Origin of the sequence: Variovorax sp. CAN15, assembly GCF_030462475.1 — a bacterium.
Taxonomy (GTDB): domain Bacteria; phylum Pseudomonadota; class Gammaproteobacteria; order Burkholderiales; family Burkholderiaceae_C; genus Variovorax.
In genome coordinates this window covers 1-20,088 of sequence record NZ_JASMRZ010000090.1, presented here as the reverse complement: position 1 = coordinate 20,088, position 20,088 = coordinate 1, and the positions used below count along the sequence as shown (strand labels likewise).

The following is a 20,088-nucleotide window of genomic DNA, read 5'->3' as shown; positions in this document are numbered from 1 at the left end:
CTCATCGCCGACCGCACCGGCCGCGCCGATGCCTTCGACTTCGATCCGCTGCGCGCCATCGCGCGCGTGCTGCAGAAGGCTTGCGCCTCGGCCAGCGGCTCGCCGGTCGAGGCCGCCGCACAGGAGGCGGGCGCTCCCGCCGCCGACGCGCAAGCCGACGGCGCCGCGTCTGCGCGCCCAGCCGCCATGCGCGGCGAGATCCAGAACCGCCAGGACGCGGTGCAGATGCTCGACCGCGTGATCCGCTACCTGGAGCAGGCCGAGCCCGGCAACCCGGCGCCGCTGCTGATCGAGCGTGCCAAGAAGCTCATCGGCGTGAGCTTTCTGGAAATCATGGCCAACCTCGCGCCGAACGCGATGGACACCATCGAAACGGTCACGGGCCGGCGTCCTTCCGAATAAGCCCCCACCACCCCGCATCCGCCCCCATTCACACCCGCAAGGAGCATCTCCATGGCCAAGAGCAGTCAGAAATTCATCGCCCGCAACCGGGCGCCCCGGGTCCAGATCGAATACGACGTGGAGCTCTACGGGGCGGAAAAGAAGGTGCAGCTGCCCTTCGTCATGGGCGTGCTGGCGGACCTTTCCGGCAAGCCGGCCGACCCGCTCGCGCCGGTGGCCGACCGCAAGTTCCTGGAGATCGACGTCGACAACTTCGACTCGCGCATGAAGGCCATGAAGCCGCGCGCGGCCTTCGCGGTGGAGAACTCGCTCACCGGCGAAGGCGACCTGAAGGTCGAGCTCACCTTCGAGAACATGGAAGACTTTTCGCCCGCCGCCGTGGCGCGCAAGGTCGGCGCGCTCAACAAGCTGCTCGAGGCGCGCACGCAGTTGTCCAACCTCGTCACCTACATGGACGGCAAGGGCGGCGCCGAAGACCTCCTGGCCAAGGTGCTCGAAGACCCGGCCCTGCTGCAGACGCTGGCCGCGAGCAAGAAACCCGAAGACAGCGGCAGCGCGCCCGCCGCCTGACGACGACACCCATCCGAGCACACGAGGAGTAAACAACCATGGCCGAAGCACTCGAACAGAGCGCGCTGAAAGATGTCGCGTACGCGGGCAGCGACTTTTCATCGCTGCTGCAGAAGGAATTCAAGCCGCGCAGCGACGAAGCCAAGAGCGCCGTCGAAGCCGCGGTGCTCACGCTGGCGCAGCAGGCGCTGGCCAACAGCACCGTCATCGGCAAGGACGTGACCAAGTCGATCCAGGCCATGATCGCCGCGATCGACGCCAAGCTCACCGACCAGGTCAACAAGATCATCCACCACCCCGACTACCAGAAGCTCGAGAGTGCGTGGCGCGGCCTGCACTACATGGTGAACAACACCGAGACCGACGAGAACCTGAAGATCCGGGTGATGGACATCTCCAAGCAGGAGCTGGCCAAGAACCTCAAGAAGTTCAAGGGCGCGGCATGGGACCAGAGCCCGATGTTCAAGAAGATCTACGAACAGGAATACGGCCAGTTCGGCGGCGAGCCCTTCGGCGCGCTGGTGGGCGACTACCACTTCGACCAGAGCCCGCCCGACGTGGAGCTGCTCGGCGAGATGGCCAAGATCGCCGCCTCGGCGCATGCCCCCTTCATCACCGGCGCCAGCCCCAACCTGATGCAGATGGAGTCGTGGCAGGAACTCGCGAACCCGCGCGACCTGACCAAGATCTTCTCCACGCCCGAGTACGCCGGCTGGCGCAGCCTGCGCGAGTCGGACGACTCGAAGTACATCGGCCTGTGCATGCCGCGCTTCCTGGCGCGCACGCCCTACGGCGCCAACACCAACCCGGTGGAAGAGTTCGACTTCGAGGAAGACACCGCCGGCGCCGACCACAACAAGTACGCCTGGGCCAACGCGGCCTACGCGATGGCGACCAACATCAACCGCTCGTACAAGCTCTACGGCTGGGGCTCGCGCATCCGCGGCATCGAGTCGGGCGGCGCGGTGGAGAACCTGCCGCTGCACACCTTCCCGAGCGACGACGGCGGCGTGGACCAGAAGTGCCCCACCGAGATCGCCATCAGCGACCGCCGCGAGGCCGAGCTGTCGAAGGCTGGGCTGCTGTCGATGATCCACCGCAAGAACTCCGACTTCGCGGCCTTCATCGGCGCCCAGTCGCTGAACAAGCCCGCCGAGTACGACGACCCCGACGCCACCGCCAACGCCAACCTGGCCGCGCGGCTGCCCTACCTCTTTGCCTGCAACCGCTTCGCGCACTACCTGAAGTGCATCGTGCGGGACAAGATCGGCAGCTTCAAGGAGCGCGAGGACATGCAGCGCTGGCTCAACAAGTGGATCATGAACTACGTGGACGGCGACCCCGCCAACTCCTCGGAGATCACCAAGGCCCAGAAGCCGCTGGCCGCCGCCGAGGTGGTCGTCGAGGAAGTGGAAGGCAACCCTGGCTACTACACCTCCAAGTTCTTCCTGCGCCCGCACTACCAGCTCGAAGGCCTCACGGTCTCGCTGCGCCTGGTGTCGAAGCTGCCTTCGGCCAAGGGCGGCGCCTGAGGCGGGCAGCGCGGCAACAGCGGAAAAGAAAGCATGGAACGGGTCGGATTTTCTTGAAATTCCCGATCCCGTTTCGTTCTATCCACAGCTGCCACTCACCGGCCTTGCCAACCAGCCGGCGGCAGCCCAAGTACCCGTCTCGATCATCAACAGCAACCGCCCGAACGCAATCGGGTTCCAAGGAGTAGGAACATGTCTTCTGACTTTCATATCAAGCTCGACGGCGTCAAGGGCGAATCTTCCCACAAGGACCACAAGGACGAGATCGAGATCTCGTCGTGGACCTGGAACGTGAGCAATGCCTCGGGCGCGGGCTCCGGCGGCGGCTCGGGCAAGGGCAAGGCCACGCCGGGCGAGTTCCACTTCACGCACGTTTACGACAAGGCCTCCCCGGTGCTGGCCAAGAACTGCGTGAGCGGCAAGCATTTCAAGGACCTGGTCCTGACCTGCCGCAAGTCGGGCGAAGGCCAGCAGGAGTACCTGAAAGTCACGCTCAAGGAAGTCTTCATCTCCATGGTCGGCCCCGGCGGCGCGCAGGGCGGCGACGTGCAGGAACAGGTGTCGTGCTCGTTCAAGGACATCGAGTTCGCCTACAAGGCCCAGGACGACAAGGGCGCGGCCGGCGGCGAAGTCAAGTTCGGCTGGAACGTCGCAACCACCGAGACCCGCTGACGGACGACGGACCCGCGGGGCACGGCATCGGGCGCGCCAGTGCCCGATGCGGTTTCCACGCGTCCTCACCGGAGCAATGCAATGGCATTCAGCACCCCACTCATCGGCACCAGCGGCGCGCTGCTCACCGCCTACAACATCGACTGGTCGGTCGGCCGGATCGGCTCCAACACACGTGAAGACGTGATGCTGGTGCAGGCGCTGTTCAAGATCTTCTATTACGAGCTGCTTGGCTTCAACCACGACCTGGATCCGCCCCCGGGCCAGACCGAGGTGATCGCCGTGGACGGCTACTACGGACCGATCACGCAGAAGCACATCACGCACTTCCAGACCCAGGCGATCGCGCTCGGTCAGAAGGTGTTGCCGGACGGCATCTTCGATCCGTTCCGCGCGCCCGGCGCGTCCAGCACGCAGAGCAAGACTCGCTACGCGCTCGACCTGCTCAACAACGGCTGTGCCAACTGCTGCAAGGAACAGGGCATCGACAACTACACCAACCTGCCCAACCGCGAGGACATGCCGGCGCAGCTGCGCAATGCGCTGAAGAAGGTGAAGAAGACGGCGAACAAGTACACCTATGTCGCCCCTCAGACCGTTCCGACCTCGGGTGGCGCCTGAACGAACCGCCGAGCGCGGCACGAACGAAAAGGGCCCGAAGCGATCGCTTCGGGCCCTTTTCTTCTTGTCCTGCTCTTTTCCGCTGCGGGAAGGATGAAGGGCTCAGGAATCGGGAGACGCGACGTTCTCAGGCATCAGCCGCGTCGCGTCGTCGCCGTCGTCCTCGATCACCCACAGCGTGAGCGCCGTGTAGTTGTCGTGGCCAGGCTTGGCGTTGGCCTGGACCTGCAGGTCGATCAGTTCGGTCCACTGGCTGGGCGTGCGCGATGCGTGCAGCGTGTCGATCAGGCACTCGTCGCCCAGCGGCTCCCATACGCCATCGCTGCAAAGCAGCAGCACGTCGCCGGGAAGCAGGCGCATGCGCTGCGACACGGCGATCTCGGGCTCCTCCTCGATCGAACCCAGTGCCGACAGCAGCATGTTGCGCTGCGGATGCAGCCGCGCGCCCTCTTCGTCGAGCATGCCGCCGGCCACCATCTGCTGCACCAGGCTGTGATCGGTGGTGCGCGCCACGATGGCGCCGCCACGAAACAGGTAGGCGCGGCTGTCCCCGCTGTGCGTCCACGCGAGCGCCTGGCTTTCGAGATCGATGGCCGCGAACACGATGGTCGAGCGCATGCCCGCGAGCTTTCCGCCCTCGGCCTGGCGCGCCACCACGTCGCGGTTGGCCTGCTCCACCAAACCGCGCAGCGTGGCTTCGTCGAGCCCTGGCGCGACCGAGAAGCCGCCGAGCATGCTGGCGCGCGCGGTGGCCGCCGCCACGTCACCGCCGCCGTGGCCGCCAGCGCCGTCGGCCACCAGGCACGCGACATAGCGCTCGTCGTGCCAGTGGCCATGCACGTCCTCGTTGTAGGTGCGGCCTCCCTGCCGGGAGAGCGTGACGATTTCGATTTCCAAGAGAGTTGCCTCGCGGGTGCTGCGGTTGTTGTGCTGTCGTTCCGGCTGCTTGTCGCTGCTGCTGGTTGTGCTCTTCTTTCCGGTCTTCTCAGGCATCGGACTTCAGGCGTGCCATCTGCTCTTCGTAGGCCTCGAGGAAAGCCTTGCCGAAAAGGCTGTGGAAGTCGTCTTCCGCCTCGCTCGCGATACCGCCGTAGAGCGACACGAACTGGTCCCACAGCTTGGCCTTGCGGTTGGCGCTGAAGAGCGCATCGAGCGCCGTCTTCGCGCTGATCTTCTTCTCCAGCTCCGCCGGCTCGAAGCGAGCGATGACATGGGCCAGCGCCGCGCGCATGCCCACCATCACGCCGAACTGGTGCGCGCGCAGGTCGTTGAAGGCGTCGCGCATCGCGGCCTCCGGCGGCATGAAGCCGCGCACGCCGGGGCCCAGCAGATGCGCCAGCGCCACCTCGACAGTGGGCGAGAACTTCAGCGGGTTGTTGGCCTGCGCCGCGATCATCGTGACCTCGGCGCGCACCTCGCGCTTGAACTCCTGGCGCGTGAGCAGCAGCTGGAGCGTGCCCTCGGTGGCGCTGCGCAGCATCGAGCCGATGCGCTCCATCAGGCCCGCCGTGAGCATCTCGGGCGGCTGATGCGTGCTCGCCAGGCCGCGCAGAAAAGCCGCGAGCAGCTCGTCGTCGCTGGCCATGCGCTCGGGAGCCTGGACAGCCGGTCGCGGGGCGGGCGCCTGAACGGGAGCCACCGGCGGCCGCAGCGGTTCAAGGGGCCTGCCGGAGCCTTCCGGCCCGCTGATGCGTATCGGCTGGCCGGTCACGTCATCGAACTGTGCGGGCGATGGCGCCGGCGCGGGAGCCATCACCGGCGGCGGTGCGGGCGGCCTGGGCGGCTCGACGGCCTTGGGCGGCGTGAAGCCGAACTGGTCGATCGGCAGATGGTCGGGACGCGGCACGGGCGTGGCGGGCGCCGCCTGCTGCAGGGCCGCCAGCGGATCGGCATTGGACGCGGTGTTGGGCTGCAGCAGCGGATCGGCCAGCGGCGACAGCGCGAGCGGATCGCCGCCGATGCCGCCGCCACCGCCCACGCCACCGAACAGCTCGTCGATGCTCGCCGCCTTGCCGTTCGCGGGCGGCGCACCGAGGTCGGAGAAATCGTCGAGCGCGCCGAGACCAGCCGCCGGCGGCGACGACGGCGTGGGGCCGAGCAGATTGGCGAAGGGATCGACCTGCGCGGCCTGCACGTTGCGCGAGCCGCTTTCCATCGGATCGGGAAAGAGCAGCGAATCGGGCTGCGCGGCCGCCGTAGATCGAGCGGCGGGCTTGGGAGCCGTCGCAGGCGCGGGCGACGCAGCGAGGCCCGCGAGCAGGTCGGCGAAGGGATCGTCGCTCGACGATGCCGCCGCCGCGGGCGCACCCGCGGGTGCCCCGATCACCGTGTCGGGAATGGCCAGCGAGGGCGGCGGAGCAGCAGCACCAGCCGTCACCCGCACCGTGAGCTCGAAACTGCCCACCACCAGCCGCGCGCCGTCGGTCAGCGCAGCCTCCTTGCCCGAACCCAGCGACACGCCGTTGCACTGCATCGGGTTGCTGCCCCGGTCGATGACGAAGTACTGCCCGTCGCGGCACAACACCTGCGCATGCACGCGAGAGACCGTGCGGTCGGGATCGTCGAGCACCAGCGTGTTGGTATCGGCCCGCCCGATGGTGCCGCCATTGGGGCCGAAGTCCGCCGCGATGGCCTGCCCCGCCGGAGCGCCTTGCCGGGTGATGACAGCGATATGGATCATGAATCGGCCCCCGAAGGCTCTGTGCCTGAATGCGCCCGAACAAACTCGCAGGGAGTATTCATTCCGTGGGGCATGTTGGCAATCTCGCCTTAAGAGGTATGCCATTGCAGCCAGGCTGCGATGGCGGTGAAGACGAGTGCTATGAGGAGCCAGGTGCGGGTGGCGGGGTCGCGCACCGAACCGCCCTGCGCGCGGCGCATCGCCGCGGCAAGCAGGAATGCAGCGGCCAATGCGCCGAGGATGTATTTCGCGGTCATCGATTCGCCGTTCATTCGTCCGGCCAATGGACCAGCCAGCGCTGCTGGCGCCATGCCGGCGCGGCCACCGGAAAGAGCTTGCTGCCGGGACGCAGCAGGCAGAGGTATTCGGCGGCCGCCATGCGCTGGCGCTGGAAGCCTTGCCTGAGCACCCCCATGCAATGCCCCCACGAGGGCGCGGCGCCCATGAAATAGCGTTCGCCCGGCTGGAAGCGGTATCCGTTGGCGCCCCACCAATCGCCGATCTTCCCGGGGTCGGGCCAGGGCAGGCCGTCGTCCTCGTCCATGGCGACGTCATCGCCTTCAGGCGCATCGCCCGGGCGGGATTCGATGTCCTCCGGCGGCCTTAGCTCCATGTCGAGCCAGGCAAGGTCCAGGCCGGTGATCGTGCTGAACGCCTCGCCCGCAAGGCGCGAGAGCGCCGGGTCATCCATCCGCGAGATGAGCCATGGCATCAGCCGCGCGTCACCCACCGTGCCGGCGCAGCGCACGGCGTCACGTGCATGAGCGGGCCGATCGAGCAGTTCCTCCAGAAGAGGCGCGGCTTGCGCCGGTGTCGCGAGCTTGAACAGCAGCGATTGCGCCAGCCGGCCGTGAAGCGTTCCCGGCAGCAGGGTCGCGTCATGCAGCGCATGGACAGGCTTGTGGCGCTCGCCCAGCAAGACGGCCGAGCGCGCAGCCCAGAAGCGGCAGCCGGCATCTTCGTCTTGCAACGCGCCGAGGCACGCGGCCGCGAGATCGCGCCTTGCGCACTCGCCTGCGGCGCGCAACGCCTGTGCGCGCAGCGCCAGGTCGGCATCGGCGATGCCGGTGTGCAGCGCATGGCCGGGGTCGACCATGTGGAAGTCGCAGGCGGCGATGGCGACGGCGCGACGAAACGCGTGAGGCGAATCGAGCATGTCCTTGGCGATGCCGCGCAGCGAACCGCCCGACGCCCAGCCGCCAGCCAGCGCGGCCGCCTCGCGCACCTCGGGCAGCAGTTCGGCCACGGCCAGCAGGCGCACGATTCGCGGCAGGTCGCGGTTCTCCAGCGCCAGCGCGAGGGCCGCGAACACCTCGCCCCGCCCCGCGCTGGCCAGCGCCTCGTCGCACGCCCTGCTTCCCGCATCACGCGCGACCGCCAGTCCATCGAGATGCGCCGCCAGCCTGTCGTCGAGGCGGCGCAGGTGATGCAGCCGGGTATGCCCCGACGCGACGAGGAAGAACCGCTGGTTGCACAGCAGCGCGGCTTCTTCAGCGTGGCGCTGCACGACGAGCGCCACCGGCGCGGCAGTGCTGCGTACGATGGCGGCGGCGGTCATGCGAGGCGCCTGCTCAGTCGTACTTGCGCCACGCCGCGCCGTCGAACGAGGCCACGTCGGCTTTCCCGATGGACCAGAGCACGCCTTGCGCGACAGCGAGGCTGTAGCCGGTGACCGGCCCCATCGCGCCATAGTTCACCGGCACGAGGCGATTCGCGTCCAGCGTGTAGAGGCCCGACATCGTCGCCACGTAGAGCTTGTCCCGAAACCAGCACAGATCCCAGAGGTCGGCCGTGACTTCGTCTTCCCAGTCCACCGGTACCCACGCATCGCCACGGCCGCTCACGAGCACGCCGCCCTGCCCGGCCGCATACACGAGGCCGTTGCCCGCGCAGCAGACCGCCGTGAGGATGACGTTGGTGGGGCTGCCGCACTGCGTCCACGCCCCGCCGTCGTGGCGCCAGATCTCGCCGCCCCAGCCGACGGCGTAGATCTCGTTGTCCGCGTAGCCGTCGATCGCCTCGAAGCCGAAGACCTCGGCCTGCGCCGCGCGCGGCGCACTCATGTCGATCCATTGCCGCTCGCCGGTGCGCCTGAAGACCTGTCTCTTGCTGCCGCACGCATGCACGTACCCGGCGATCTCGCGGGCGTTGCGGATCATCACGGGCTGCGGCACGATCGTCTCGTCCTCACGCCGGCCGCCGACGTAGGTGGCAACGTCGCCATCCTCGCCGATGAGCACCACCTTCTCCGACGGCAGCTTCGCCACGGCGACCGCGGTCGCGTTCCAGGTGGTGTTGAAGGCATCGCCCCACTTGCCCTTGTAAATGCCCACGAGGCTCACGTGCGCGATATCCTGCTCGAGCAGGCTCTTCATCTGGGTGATGACGTACACCAGGTCGGCGAAGCGCGCCGCACCCCGCACGAACTCACGCTTGATCGAAACCTTCTCGGCCATGTCGGCTCCTCGTGGTCATGGCAGCGGCGCGCCCAGCGAACCGGCCGTTTCGTTGATGGTGTCCTGCAGCGACGAATAGTGCTCGATGTCCGTCTTGCCGGTCGATGAATGCTTCACGTCCTTGCTCGCATCGCCCAGGCCCTTGTGCCCTTCCTTGAGCTGGGCCTCGATGCATTTCTGGTCGCAGTGCGGCGCCACGGCTTTCGCGCCCGCCGCGCAATGCGTCACCTCCTCGTCGAACGGACGGTGCGTTCCGTTCGGCACGCTGGAGGTCGTCTTGTGGTGCGTGTGCCGCAGCCCGTGCGTTCCGGAGCAGCTGCCGCCTTCGGTGCACATGCACGGCGCATCCTCCATGCGATATTTCTTCCATCCCGTCATGGGACTGCCGCCGAAACGGTCCTTGAAGAACGAGCTCTTCGGAACGATGTGGTCCCCGGTCTGCGCGGGACAGCAGCCCTTGATGCCGTCTTCCACCTTGGGCGACGCCTGGTAGGGCACCAGGCGGCAGCGGCGCGCCGCGGCGCACTCATTCTCGCTCGCGCGTTTCGCGGCCCCCGGCAGATCCCCCTTGATCGAGGCGAAATCGCCGCCCAGGCCGGTCTCGGCGCAGACATCCTTGCCGTCCTTCTTGGCCGGCTTGTACTCGGCGCAGGCCCGCTCCTCCCGCGCCTTGTCGCCGTCGCACGCGGTCTTGTCGATGTTCCCGTCCGCCATCGAATCGACGAACGGCCAGGGGATGGATTCGTTGGCTGTCGGGCTGCCGTGGTTGTTGGTGGTCTTGTCCAGGTGCCGCACCGCGTTCTCGCCCTCGAACTTCACGTCCATGGACCAGTCGATGAAGTACACCTTGCCCTTGTTCTTGCTGGAGATCACGCCCTTCTTCGCTGCGCTGCCGGCTTCGTCGCCCGAGGAGGTCTTGAAGTACGACTTGTTCTTCAGCATGATTTCCTGGCCCGATATCTGCACGCTGCGGCTGCCGTCGGTGGTGTCCGACGCGAGCCCCGTGTTCGGGTAGGGCACGGGCACCCCCGGCGGCGTCGCGGGGTTCTCCGGCGGCGTCATGCACACGTCGGGGGTGGCGCAGATGGTCTTGCCCGCGCCGGCCTTGCATGCCACCTCCCTCCCGTTCGCGAAGACCTGGTTGGCCATGCTCAGCCTCCCGTGAAATGCCAGGAGAAGACCATCGACGCGCGCTTGCCGCCGTCGTTGCCCAGGTGCAGCAGCACGTTGTTTCCCCGGGCATAGGCCTTCTCGCAGGCCGCCTTGAGCACGGCGATCATCGCGAGCCCCACGGGCGCACCCACCTCGCCGATGCAATCGGCCGGATGCCACACGTCGAACTCGGTGCGCTTGGTGCGGTCGATGCGTCCGAACGCGAGCGTGGCTTCCTTGAACACGTATTGGCCTCCGGAGGCGTCGATGATCTTGAAATCCAGGATGCTCTCGCCGCAGCCCGCCTCCTGCAGCGATTGCTTGATGGCCGAGGTCAGGCCGTCGGCGCGCAGCGGCTCCTCGGAATCGATGTGGGCCTTCTCGACCGCGAAGCCGATGCCGCGGCACACCAGCTGCCCCCATGGCTGCGCGCGCAGCGGCTCCACGAGCAGCGCGGCCGCGCCCTCTCCGGGAATGAAGCCATCGGAATTCGCGCTCGTCAGCAGCCGGTCGCGCGCCTCGCAATCGGCCAGCGCCGCGCCGTCGAGCAGGCTGTCGGTTGCCGCCACCACGACCTGCGAGACGGCCGGCTCGCTCATGAGCTGGCGCGCCCGCAACAGCGCCACCGCCGCGGAGACATGCCCCTGCGCGATGACCGCAGACTGCGGATGGAAGTCGAAACCCAGCTCGTGCTGCAAGGTCTCGAGGAAGCGCCCATCGTCCCGAACGACGCGGCCCGGCCGGTCGGCCTCGGCAAGGCACAACAGCAGCGGCGTCGCCTCGCAGGCGGGCCGGTCGAAGCCTTCCAGGCACTCGCCGATCGCGCGCGCGGCCATCGCCAGCAGCTTCTTCTCGCCGCGCCATGGTGCCTGGAGCGCAACCTCGCAGCCCATGATCCATTCGCCATTGCGGTCCCTGAATGCGGTCTGCCGGAAGTTGTCGATCGCGCCGCGGATCGCGGCACAACTCGCCGCCGCGTCGAGTCCCACGCCCGTCACCATGCCGGTGCGGCTGACCACCAGGGGGGCCGCGCTCATGAACCCTCCCCGACCGATTCGCGCCGGCCGCGCACCAGATCGCCGAGCGACGGGTGGTATGTCTTTCCAAGCGCGCGGGCGCGCCACCAGCCGCGCGACTTCGTGCCCGCGAGGATGCCGGATATCTCGAACATGTTCTTCCTCAGCGGCACCGTGCTGCGCCACGCGAGTGTCATCCAGCCCTGGTCCGCATGAATGGCGATCGTGTCGAGCACCGCGCGCGTTTCCTCGTGTCCTCCCTTTCGGTGGAAGAAGGTGACAGGCACCTCGCGCGACGGCAGACGCAACCGCGTGTGCCCTTGCGGCGTCAGGTTGGCCAGGGCCATGTCCTCGCCGCCGAGCGGATACGCGATCTGCTGGTCGGCGGGCGCCGCCTGGTAGTAGTCGTCTCGAAAATCCGCCGGCAGAAACGGAAAGGTGTTGTCGATCCAGTCCTGGTCGTAGGTGCCCGCGTGCGGCAGCCTGCCCGACCAGCCCCTGCCGAGTGGGCCGAGCGCCATCGGCGCGAAGATGCCGTCGGGCGCGTCGACGGCGCGGTCGAGCTCCTCGGTGTTCGGCAACGGCGCGCCGTCCACGAAACGCGGCTGCAGATTTCGATGCCAGCCGCGCCCCACGGGATTGGCCATGTAAGCGGCGTGCCGGGACGGGTCTTCGTGCCGCTCGTCCACGCCGCCGAACGCTACGTCATAGGTGATGGGCTTGGTCACGAACGGCAGCGGCGCGGATGCCCGGCAGCCCGAGAGCCCTGCCTCCCAGTGACGGTCGCCGACGACGGCGAACACCTTCTTCCAGCCTCCGAGCCGCACGCCCACCGCCACGCGCCGCGCTGGCTCGCCGTGCGGCGCGTGCGCGCTGCCGGACACCAGCACGTCGCAGCGCGGCTTGCGCGGCGCAAAGTCGATCTCTTCCGCCGGCGCCGAGTATCCCGGCATGCCAGTGAATGTGTCGGCGGTGATCAGCGGACGCTGCGCCGCGAGAAGCTCCGCCGTGCCGCCGTCCGGAGGAATCGCGAACGTCCCCTTCACCACCACGACAAGCAATTCGCGGCCCGAAGGCTCCACGCCCATGGTGTAGCCGACAGTCATGCCGGTGGCGTTCATGATCTCCATGGCCGGGGCCTTCCTTTCAGTTGATCTGCACCGCCGCGCCCTTGACCCGGTTCACGCCCGTGGACCGGCTCAGCACGTAGCTTCCCTGGATCAGCACCTTGCCGGCGCGCGTGAGCGTGATGCTGGCCTTGCCGCAACGCAGCACCATCTGCTCGCGCGCGTTCACGACCATGCGCGCGCCGTCGGCGTCGACCTCCACCTGCGCGGGCTTCTCGGCGAGTGGCCAGCCCTCGTTCCCGCGAAGCACGCCCATCACGATCGGGCGGCTCGCATCGGCTTCCTCGAACATCAGTACCACTGCCGCGCCGATGTGCGCTCCGTGCAGATCGACCACGCTGCGCGCGCGCACGGCCGCGGTGCCCGCCTGCCCCGGGAACATGACGAGTGGCGTGCGCCCCTCGTCGGCGATGGCGACGAGCTCGCCGGTCACCACGCCGCCGCACGGCGCGGTGGCCAGGGCTTGCTGCATTCCGCTCTCGATCAGGTCTCTGCCGCTCATGGTGTGTGCTCCGTCGATGGTGTTCAGTTCTGCAGGATCTTCGAACCCTTCATCACGATGTCGCTGCTCGCCTTCGCGTTGATCTTTCCGGAGGCATCGATCGTGATGTCCTTGCCCTTGATGACGATGGTCCCGTCCTTCTTCATCGTGATGCTCGCGCTGCCCGTGGTGATCGAGATGGAATCGCCCGCGGTGATCACCAGGTTCTTGCCCACGGAAAGCGAGTCGTCCTTTCCCACGCTGGTGGTCCGGCCCGAACTCACGCTGCGTGCTTCATCGGCGCCGACGTTGGTCGACAGGTTGGCTCCAACATCCACCGACCGGTTCGCCCCGATGCTGCTCGACTGGTTCGCCCCGACGTTGATCGTCTGGCTCGCCCCCACCGTCACCGCCTGCATCGCCCCCACCGTGATCTCCTGTGCCGCGCCCACTGTGATGGTCTCGTTGATGCCCACCGTGTGCGTGCGCTGCAGCGCGACGGTGGCCGTCTCGCTCGCGCCGACGGTGATGGTGCGGTTCTGTCCGATGGAGATCGTCTCGTTCAGGTCCACGGTCTCCGTGCGGTTCTGGTGGATGGTGATGGTCTCGTTCTTGTCCACCGTTTCGGTGCGCTGGCCGTGCACGGTGATGGTCTCGTTGTTGTCGACCGTCTCGGTGCGGTCGTGCTTCACGTGCGTGGTCTCGTCGTGGTCTACGGTCTTGGTGCGGTCGTGGCCCACCCAGTGCGTCTCGTCGTTCTCGACTTCGATGTCCTGGTTCTTCTCGGCGTGCAGGTACACCTGCTCGGAGCCCTTCTTGTCCTCGAAGCGGAACTCGTTGCAGTTCGCCGCGCTGCCCTTTGGCGTGGAGCGTGTGCGAAAGCCGCTCTGCGTGTGGGTGCCGAAGGGAATGGGCTGGTCGTCGTTGTAGACGCGCCCCACGATCAGCGGGCGATCGGGGTCGCCGTTGAGGAAGTCGACGATCACCTCCTGGCCGATGCGCGGGCAGAAGTACCCGCCCCAGCCCTTGCCGGCCCAGGGCTGCGACACGCGCACCCAGCAGGTCGACTTCTCGTTGCTCTTGTCGTAGCGATCCCAGTGGAAGTGCACCTTCACGCGGCCGAAGTCGTCGGCGTGGATCTCCTCGCCCGACGGGCCCACGACGATGGCCGACTGCGGCCCCGGCATCACCACGCGAGGGGTGAGGCGCGGCGGGCGGAAAGGCATGTCCACCGGGAACACCGTCAGCAGGAAGGCGCTGGCACCCGGGCGGCCCGCGTCGAGAGAAGGCATGCGCGCGGCGACGGCCTCGAACGCCGGCAGGGTGTCGGCGAGCACGGCGTCGTCGGCGAGCGCCTCGCGCAGCAGCCGCGTGGGTGGCACGCGCGGCTCCTCGATGTCCGCGCCTTCGTAGCCCGGGTGGCTCGCGACGAAGGTGCATGCGGCGATCACGTAGTCGCTGTCGCGCGTGCCGTCGGGGTCGTTCTCGAACTTGAAGCTGCGGCCCGCGGCCACGTCGGGCCAGGGCGTGAGCGCCCAGTGGCGCTGCCGGCGCGCGCCGATTTCCTCGCCGCGCAGCTTTCCCTTGTCGTCGGCGTCGCCGCCGTTGAAGTAGCCGCCCGCGAACTCGAAGGCCTCGAACTCGGCCAGCTCGTGCTTGTCGGGCGTGCCGCCGGCCGCCTCCAGCTTCTTCTTGATCGCCTTGAAGTCGCTGTCGGCGGACGCGTATTTGCCGGTGTCGAACTGCCGCTCGCTGACCCAGCGCGAGATCTCGTTGAAGCGCGCCTCGGACGAGTCGCTCGGCGCGTAGCGCAGCGTGTCCGCGGCGGGCAGCTTGTCGTGCGCCATGTCGCTGGCATCCGAGAGGTGCATGGTGCCGGGCGCGTCGTGCGCGTCGAACCAGTAATAGATACCTTCGTCTTCCAACAGCCGCGATAGGAACTGATAGTCGCTTTCCTGGTGCTGCACGCAGTAGCGGCGCGGTTTGTGGGTGCCGACCACGTTGTCGGTGCGGGTCTTCTTGAAGCGCTTGATCGGGCTGTCCTCGAAAACCGCGTCGAGCACGTCGAGCACCGGCTTCTCCTGCTGGATGCGCGAGTTGACCCGCTTGCTCAGCAGCCAGAACCAGGAGCGCAGTGTGAACCGGTACTCGTGGTAGCGCCCGGCATGGCCCGCGCGCACGAAGCGAATCGCATGGCCCTGGCAGTGGCGTTCGTGCCTGCCGCCGTCGGCATCCTCAAAGCCGATGACGACGTCGAAGGCCCGGCCGAGGATGTCCTTCGCCTCGATGGCCTTGTTCTCCGACAGCACGGTGAGTTCGTAGGTCGACGCACGCGCCAGTGCCTCGTGACCCACGATGCGCCAGAACATGAGCTCGTCCGTCACGGGCGAGTCGCTCTCGATGCGGAACTCCTTGTCTGCCATGAATGGCTGCTCCCCTCGTTCTGTATGTGCGGCGCATCCAGGCGCCGCCAAGGCATCTGCAATCTGCGCTAGGGCGCCAGCAACAACACCAGCGGCTGGCTCGGCACCGTTCGCACGCCCGGGCAGTTGGTGCTGTTCTGCAGCGACACGCTGGTCAGGCGCGACGCGGGCATGCCCATCATCAGCACGGTGAAAGCGCCGGTGAGATGGCGGCTCGGCCCCATCACCGTGCCCGAGGCCACGCCCAGCAGCACGCCGGAGTTGTCGCCGTTGGTCATCGGGATGGTGGTGCCGAGGTTGTGGGCCGGACCGCCCATGATGAGGATCGTGGGGCAGTTCGGAATCGCCATGGGACCCATGGCGATGTTCGGGTACGGCACCGGAATCGGCGACGGCGCGGCGGGCGTGATGCAGACATCGGGAAAGCCCATGTCCGTGCCCATCAGCTGGCAGTTGGCGAACATCTTCTGTTTCTCCCTGCTCGTTCGTTCCTCCGGCGCCTCAGCCGAAGTGGATCTGCGCGCCGCGCGCCTTCACCAGCTCGCGGCCGTTGACCAGCGTGTGCTCGCCTTCGATCCGCATCAGCTGCTTCGCCTCGCACTCCACATGCGTGGCCGCCACGCGATCGATGCCGTCGGTGGTGCGCAGGTAGTGCCTGCTGAAGTGCTGCACGCGGTCCATCACCGAGGAGAGCACCGAGCCCACGAGCTTGAGACTGGTGCCGACCACGCTGAGCTGGCGGCCGACGACGTCGGCGGTATCGGTGGCAAGGCGCGTGCGCTGCGTGGTCACGTCGAGCTCATCGGCCGCGAGTTCGATACGGCCGCCCTCTGCGGCGATGCGCATGCCGCCGCCTTCGCAGTTCAGGACGTTGACCGTACCCTCCTCCCGCTGCAGCACGGCCATGATCCAGACTTCATCGGGCGCGAGGCGAAGGCACGCCACGCTGTCGCCCGCCGCCGGCTCCAGCAGGCAGCTCGCGGCGCGGCGTGCGCGCAGCTTCAGGGCGCCGCTGGCAACGACCTGCCGGCCCTTTGCATCGGTGCCGAGAATGCCCACGCACCATTCGCCGGGAATGGCCTTCGCGGCCTGGCCCTTCCTTCCGGTGCGCGCTTTCGTCAGCGTTGAGGTTTCGTTGTTCATGATGGTGGGTTCCTCCGTGTTCGTCATGTCAGGCGACCAGCGGCTGCCAGCGCTCGGCTTGCGCCAGCTCGGCGTCGGTCTCGAGCGCGCGGGCGCGGTCGCTCATCTGGGCGTTTTCGGTGATGGCGGCATGCAGCACGGTGCGCAGCATGGTGGCGCGGCGCAGGTCGGCCGTGGTGAGGTCGGCGTGGCGGAAGTCGGCGTACGTGAGCTCGGCGCCGCTGAAGTTGGCGCCCTGCACTTTCGCGCCCGCGAAATGGGTCTGGTACAGGTCGCAGCCCGCGAAGCTGGCCCGCGGCAGCACGGCACCTGTGAAGAGCGCCTGCCGCAGCCGGGCTCCCGAGAAGTCGACGCCCTTGCCCGTCGCCGCGCAGAAGATCGCCGACGGCGCCACCGCGTTCGCGAACTTCGCGCCATCGAGCGTCGCGCCCTGGAAGTTGCACTGCTGCAGGGTGATGCCGCTGAAATCGGCGCCGCTCAGGTCGGCGGACGAGAACTGGCAGCCGTTCAGGTCCAGCCCGGCGAACGACATGCCCTTCAGCGAGGTCTTGAAGAAGACGTTGCGCAGCATGCGCGCGCCGGTCCACGTCAGGTGCGAGAGATCGCATTCGTTGACGGTGGTGTATTGCCAGCTGGTGTCGTCGGCGCAGACGTCGAGCAGGACCGACTGGCTGATCACCGCGGAGTCGAGCGGCACGCCGCGCAGCACGGCATGGTCTAGCCTGCAGCGAGTGACGGTGGCCATCGTCATCGCCGACTGCGCCATCTGCGCATGCGTCAGGTCGCACTCCGTGAAAACGGCGCCGTGCAGGTTGGCCTCGCGCAGGTCCGCGTGATCGAGCTTGCAGCGGTTGAAGACGGCCTTGCGGAGATTGGCGCCAGACGCGATGGCGCCACGCAGGTCGCAGCAGTCGAATACGGCTTCGCGCAGATCGGCCCCCCGGAAATCCGCTTCGGCGAAATTGACGCGCGAGAAGATCCCGCCGCCGAGCGCAAGGCCTGCGTAGCGTCCCTTGCGCAGGTCGAGGCCTTCCAGCGCCTCGCCGACGCTGACTGCAATGGCCAGGAGGTTCGGGCTCATGCCGCCGCCTGCTGCTCCGGGGTGAGCCGGGGCCAGGTGCGCGCCCGCTTGAGCAACGCCCCGTCGAAGTTCGTCGAACCGTCGAGCCGCACCCGCCCGAGGTCTGCACCGAAGAGATTGCTGCGCCGCAGGTCGGCCCCACGCAGATCCGCCGACTGGAAGATCGCGTCGCTGAAGTTCACGCCCGACAGCAGCGCGTTCGAGCAGACGGCCTTGCGCATCAGGGCGCCCTTGGCGCTGGCGAGCCGCAAGTCCGCGCCTTCGAGCCGGGCTTCGCAGAGGTTGGCGCCATCGAGCACCGCACGGATCAGCCTGGCGTCCCGCGCATCGGAGGCACCGAAATTGAAGTTGCGCAGGTCGGCCTGGCTCATGTCCGCACCGGCCAGGCTGCTTCCCTTGACCGCCACGGTGCCGGCGCAGCGCGCCGCCATCAGCTTCGCGCCGTCGAGCTTGCTGGTCACGAAAGTCGCGTTCTCGATCTTCGCCGCATGCATGTCGACGCCCGAGAGATCGGACTCGATGAAGTTGCACACGGACAGGTTCGCCTCCGGCCACCTCATGCCCTTGAGGTCCAGCTTGTGGAAGACCTGCCCGCTCAGGTCTGCACCGGCCCAGTCGGCATCGCCCCATGTGGTCTGCAGCAGATTCGCCTTGGCGAAATTCGCGCGCCGCATCTGGGTGCCGGCGAACGCGCAGTACATGAGCGTCGCCCCGCTGAAGTCGGCGTCGTCGAAGACACCGCGAGCCAGCCGCGCCTTGCCGAGGTTGGCCCTGGCGAATTTCGCGCCGATGGCGATCGCGCCTTCCAGGTTCGCATGCGCCAGCACTGCGCCCGCCAGGTTGGCGCCGGAGAGATTGGTATTGGAGAGGTTCGCGCTTTCCAGCCACGCGCCTTCCAGGTTCACCTCCCGCAGGTCGAGGCCCGAGAGATCGGCGCCGGTGAGATCGATGCCCGCGAAGAACCTGATGCCCGCCGCGCCGGCGCGTGCCATCTCGCCGCGCAGCTTCGCGGCATCGCCGGCCGGCATCGGGAAAGCCGGCGGCTGCATGTGCGCGGACTGCAGATAGCCTGCGCGATGCGCGTCCTCGATCTGGCACAGCTTCGGGTAGATCGGCGTCAGGTTGACGGGCCGCGTTCCCATGGCCGCCTGTGCCTGCATTTCCGCCATGTGCCTGTCGGGGTCGTACTTCGGCGGACCGCGGTGCTGCAGCCGGGCGAGATCGATCTTCTGCTCCTGCGACATCGCCAGCGCCCGCTCGACGAGCGTGACCGCATCCTCGACCGCCGCCCACTGCTGGGCCTCGGCCTCCTTCATCTTCTTCTCCAGGTAGGGCGGAAGCTCGTCACCGACCGGAACCTTCTCCCGCGGCGGCATGCGGATTCCCAGCGCATCCGGGTCCTTGCCCATGGCAATGGCCTTCTCGCGCGCGAACGCCACATCCATCTCGGCACGACGCCGCTGGGCTTCGCCCTGAAGGCCTTCGGTGCCGAAGGGTGCCTTCGCGGCCTCCACGTCCGGATCGGCGGTGCTCACGCCTTCCGGGAGCAGGTCGCTGTCGACGATGGCATAGATCGGGCCCAGCTTCGGGTCGGCCCGCTTCGCCGCGGCGTCGAGATAGTGAGCGTCGGAGCGGACCTCTCCGACGCGCTCGACCGCGCCCATGAGGCTGACCACGTCCGAGCCGTCGTCGGTACCGACCTCCGCGAGCCCCTGGAAGATCGCGATGCAGCGTTCGGCATGCGGGAAGAACCACACGGTGGTCAGCCGCAGCGGCACCTCGCGCACCTTGGGCTCCCCCACGGCCATCCTGTAGCCGACGAACACCCGCGCCCGCATGCCCGGCAGGCGGCCTTCTATCAGACGCTTGTGCGGATGCATGTTCTCGAACGAGAACGGCTCGTCGCCGGCGAGCGCCGTGCCCATCCACTGGTCGGGCGGCGCCAGGTTGAAGTAGCGCCAGTCGGTGTCGGGCGCGAACCCCGGCGCATGCTGCTTCAGGTAGTCAGCGTCGTAGGTGCCGCGGTATTGCGCGCGCTGCGGGTGCATCACGTCCAGCGCCCCCATGCCGGCCGGTGCGATGGCCTGGTCGGGGCGCAGCAGGCGGTCATGAGGCAGTTCGATGTTCGGCAGCCACGCCACGCCATCGATCTTCTGCCTGCCCCGCCCGCCGGGGTTGAGGGGAAAGTCCGCGCCGCCGTAGGCCCTGGACCAGTCCAGCGGCATCTCCGGGAAAGGCCGGGCCTTGCTCGGGCTCGGGCCATCCCAGTAACGGTCCCCGAGTACCAGCAGGGTTTTCTCCTGCGTGCCGAAGCGGGCCCGCACGGCACAGCCGTCGGCCCGGTCCGGCGGCGGGAATGCCTTGCCGTGCACCAGGAACTCCGGCGTGAGCTTGGCCACGCCCTCGTCGATGAGGGGTTGCGCCATTTCCTTCCCGAGGAAGGACCACATCGACTGCTCCGCCCACAGCGTTCCGCGCTCGCCCTGTGCGAACGGCAGGTGCAGGCAGGCGCTGATGCTGAGCCCGAAGCGCTTGCGGAATTCGATGGGGCGCGTCGACAGGCCGAGCGCCTGGGGTTTGAGGACTTGCATGGTCGCTTGGCGCCGTTCCCTATTCCCAGTCGTCGTTCGGCGGCACCCCTCCGTCCAGCGGATCGGATGGCGGCGGCGGCGGCGGCGGTGGCGGCGGCGGCGGCGGTGGCGGCGGTGGCGGTGGCGGTGGCGGTGGTGGCT

Annotated in this window: 19 protein-coding genes; 5 read left to right on the top strand and 14 right to left on the bottom strand. The window is 67.9% G+C overall.

The window, feature by feature from the left end; all coding sequences use genetic code 11:
* The 5 genes from QMO14_RS29360 to QMO14_RS29340 form a co-directional block, all read left to right on the top strand.
* The coding region (locus QMO14_RS29360) for an ImpA family type VI secretion system protein (protein ID WP_367618179.1) at nt 1-402 on the top strand (402 nt) is incomplete at its 5' end.
* 51 nt (nt 403-453) lie between these two features.
* The gene (gene tssB, locus QMO14_RS29355) at nt 454-972 is read left to right on the top strand and encodes a type VI secretion system contractile sheath small subunit (RefSeq protein ID WP_301511507.1); all 519 of its coding nucleotides are present in this window, start codon (nt 454-456) and stop codon (nt 970-972) included.
* A 38-nt stretch (nt 973-1,010) separates the two neighbouring features.
* Complete coding sequence (gene tssC / locus QMO14_RS29350) at nt 1,011-2,504, top strand: type VI secretion system contractile sheath large subunit (protein ID WP_301511505.1); 1,494 nt, start codon at nt 1,011-1,013, stop codon at nt 2,502-2,504.
* A gap of 192 nt (nt 2,505-2,696) precedes the next feature.
* On the top strand, nt 2,697-3,176 hold the full coding sequence (locus QMO14_RS29345; protein ID WP_301511503.1) for a type VI secretion system tube protein Hcp: 480 nt from the start codon (nt 2,697-2,699) through the stop codon (nt 3,174-3,176).
* Nucleotides 3,177-3,257: 81 nt separating this feature from the next.
* On the top strand, nt 3,258-3,797 hold the full coding sequence (locus QMO14_RS29340) for a peptidoglycan-binding protein (RefSeq protein ID WP_301511502.1): 540 nt from the start codon (nt 3,258-3,260) through the stop codon (nt 3,795-3,797).
* A 102-nt stretch (nt 3,798-3,899) separates the two neighbouring features.
* Here the strand turns inward: QMO14_RS29340 and QMO14_RS29335 are convergent, their stop codons facing one another.
* The 14 genes from QMO14_RS29335 to QMO14_RS29270 all read right to left on the bottom strand — a co-directional run bounded on the left by QMO14_RS29335 (nt 3,900) and on the right by QMO14_RS29270 (nt 19,947).
* Nucleotides 3,900-4,790, bottom strand: coding sequence for a PP2C family serine/threonine-protein phosphatase (locus QMO14_RS29335; RefSeq protein ID WP_301511501.1), 891 nt, complete (start codon nt 4,788-4,790; stop codon nt 3,900-3,902).
* Nucleotides 4,783-6,477 (bottom strand): type VI secretion system-associated FHA domain protein TagH, encoded by a 1,695-nt coding sequence (gene tagH / locus QMO14_RS29330; protein ID WP_301511500.1) that lies wholly within the window; start codon nt 6,475-6,477, stop codon nt 4,783-4,785. The genes QMO14_RS29335 and tagH overlap by 8 nt, the downstream gene beginning before the upstream one ends.
* An 89-nt stretch (nt 6,478-6,566) precedes the next feature.
* On the bottom strand, nt 6,567-6,749 hold the full coding sequence (locus tag QMO14_RS29325; RefSeq protein WP_301511499.1) for a hypothetical protein: 183 nt from the start codon (nt 6,747-6,749) through the stop codon (nt 6,567-6,569).
* On the bottom strand, nt 6,746-8,035 hold the full coding sequence (locus QMO14_RS29320; RefSeq protein WP_301511498.1) for a TIGR02270 family protein: 1,290 nt from the start codon (nt 8,033-8,035) through the stop codon (nt 6,746-6,748). Before QMO14_RS29320 ends, QMO14_RS29325 begins: the two co-directional genes overlap by 4 nt.
* A gap of 13 nt (nt 8,036-8,048) precedes the next feature.
* Entirely contained in the window at nt 8,049-8,933 is an 885-nt protein-coding gene (locus QMO14_RS29315; RefSeq protein WP_301511497.1) for a hypothetical protein, read from the bottom strand.
* Between the two features lie 15 nt (nt 8,934-8,948).
* Complete coding sequence (locus tag QMO14_RS29310; RefSeq protein WP_301511496.1) at nt 8,949-10,082, bottom strand: PAAR-like domain-containing protein; 1,134 nt, start codon at nt 10,080-10,082, stop codon at nt 8,949-8,951.
* 2 nt (nt 10,083-10,084) lie between these two features.
* A complete protein-coding gene (locus tag QMO14_RS29305) occupies nt 10,085-11,122 on the bottom strand; it encodes a hypothetical protein (protein ID WP_301511495.1) in 1,038 nt (345 codons plus the stop codon).
* The gene (locus QMO14_RS29300) at nt 11,119-12,231 is read right to left on the bottom strand and encodes a DUF2169 domain-containing protein (RefSeq protein WP_301511493.1); all 1,113 of its coding nucleotides are present in this window, start codon (nt 12,229-12,231) and stop codon (nt 11,119-11,121) included. The genes QMO14_RS29305 and QMO14_RS29300 overlap by 4 nt, the downstream gene beginning before the upstream one ends.
* 16 nt (nt 12,232-12,247) lie before the next feature.
* Entirely contained in the window at nt 12,248-12,730 is a 483-nt protein-coding gene (locus tag QMO14_RS29295) for a DUF6484 domain-containing protein (protein ID WP_301511491.1), read from the bottom strand.
* 23 nt (nt 12,731-12,753) lie between these two features.
* Nucleotides 12,754-15,132: a type VI secretion system Vgr family protein gene (locus QMO14_RS29290; RefSeq protein ID WP_301511490.1), complete on the bottom strand. Its 2,379-nt coding sequence runs from the start codon at nt 15,130-15,132 to the stop codon at nt 12,754-12,756.
* 68 nt (nt 15,133-15,200) lie between these two features.
* A complete protein-coding gene (locus QMO14_RS29285; protein WP_126025731.1) occupies nt 15,201-15,596 on the bottom strand; it encodes a DUF4150 domain-containing protein in 396 nt (131 codons plus the stop codon).
* Nucleotides 15,597-15,633: 37 nt separating this feature from the next.
* Nucleotides 15,634-16,275 carry a DUF3540 domain-containing protein gene (locus QMO14_RS29280; RefSeq protein ID WP_301511487.1) on the bottom strand — a complete coding sequence of 214 codons (642 nt, stop codon included), beginning with the start codon at nt 16,273-16,275 and terminating at the stop codon, nt 15,634-15,636.
* A gap of 28 nt (nt 16,276-16,303) precedes the next feature.
* Nucleotides 16,304-17,356, bottom strand: a complete 1,053-nt coding sequence (locus QMO14_RS29275; RefSeq protein WP_301511486.1) for a pentapeptide repeat-containing protein — start codon at nt 17,354-17,356, stop codon at nt 16,304-16,306.
* Complete coding sequence (locus QMO14_RS29270) at nt 17,353-19,947, bottom strand: DUF2169 domain-containing protein (RefSeq protein ID WP_301511484.1); 2,595 nt, start codon at nt 19,945-19,947, stop codon at nt 17,353-17,355. The genes QMO14_RS29275 and QMO14_RS29270 overlap by 4 nt, the downstream gene beginning before the upstream one ends.
* Nucleotides 19,948-20,088 lie beyond the last annotated feature (141 nt).

Excerpts from the sequence above, each read along its gene's own strand:
- tssB (WP_301511507.1), top strand. The coding sequence starts at position 454 with ATGGCCAAGAGCAGTCAGAAATTCATCGCCCGCAACCGGGCGCCCCGG.
- tssC (WP_301511505.1), top strand. The coding sequence starts at position 1,011 with ATGGCCGAAGCACTCGAACAGAGCGCGCTGAAAGATGTCGCGTACGCG.
- QMO14_RS29345 (WP_301511503.1), top strand. The coding sequence starts at position 2,697 with ATGTCTTCTGACTTTCATATCAAGCTCGACGGCGTCAAGGGCGAATCT.
- QMO14_RS29340 (WP_301511502.1), top strand. The coding sequence starts at position 3,258 with ATGGCATTCAGCACCCCACTCATCGGCACCAGCGGCGCGCTGCTCACC.
- QMO14_RS29335 (WP_301511501.1), bottom strand. The coding sequence starts at position 4,790 with ATGCCTGAGAAGACCGGAAAGAAGAGCACAACCAGCAGCAGCGACAAG.
- tagH (WP_301511500.1), bottom strand. The coding sequence starts at position 6,477 with ATGATCCATATCGCTGTCATCACCCGGCAAGGCGCTCCGGCGGGGCAG.
- QMO14_RS29325 (WP_301511499.1), bottom strand. The coding sequence starts at position 6,749 with ATGAACGGCGAATCGATGACCGCGAAATACATCCTCGGCGCATTGGCC.
- QMO14_RS29320 (WP_301511498.1), bottom strand. The coding sequence starts at position 8,035 with ATGACCGCCGCCGCCATCGTACGCAGCACTGCCGCGCCGGTGGCGCTC.
- QMO14_RS29315 (WP_301511497.1), bottom strand. The coding sequence starts at position 8,933 with ATGGCCGAGAAGGTTTCGATCAAGCGTGAGTTCGTGCGGGGTGCGGCG.
- QMO14_RS29310 (WP_301511496.1), bottom strand. The coding sequence starts at position 10,082 with ATGGCCAACCAGGTCTTCGCGAACGGGAGGGAGGTGGCATGCAAGGCC.
- QMO14_RS29305 (WP_301511495.1), bottom strand. The coding sequence starts at position 11,122 with ATGAGCGCGGCCCCCCTGGTGGTCAGCCGCACCGGCATGGTGACGGGC.
- QMO14_RS29300 (WP_301511493.1), bottom strand. The coding sequence starts at position 12,231 with ATGGAGATCATGAACGCCACCGGCATGACTGTCGGCTACACCATGGGC.
- QMO14_RS29295 (WP_301511491.1), bottom strand. The coding sequence starts at position 12,730 with ATGAGCGGCAGAGACCTGATCGAGAGCGGAATGCAGCAAGCCCTGGCC.
- QMO14_RS29290 (WP_301511490.1), bottom strand. The coding sequence starts at position 15,132 with ATGGCAGACAAGGAGTTCCGCATCGAGAGCGACTCGCCCGTGACGGAC.
- QMO14_RS29285 (WP_126025731.1), bottom strand. The coding sequence starts at position 15,596 with ATGTTCGCCAACTGCCAGCTGATGGGCACGGACATGGGCTTTCCCGAT.
- QMO14_RS29280 (WP_301511487.1), bottom strand. The coding sequence starts at position 16,275 with ATGAACAACGAAACCTCAACGCTGACGAAAGCGCGCACCGGAAGGAAG.
- QMO14_RS29275 (WP_301511486.1), bottom strand. The coding sequence starts at position 17,356 with ATGAGCCCGAACCTCCTGGCCATTGCAGTCAGCGTCGGCGAGGCGCTG.
- QMO14_RS29270 (WP_301511484.1), bottom strand. The coding sequence starts at position 19,947 with ATGCAAGTCCTCAAACCCCAGGCGCTCGGCCTGTCGACGCGCCCCATC.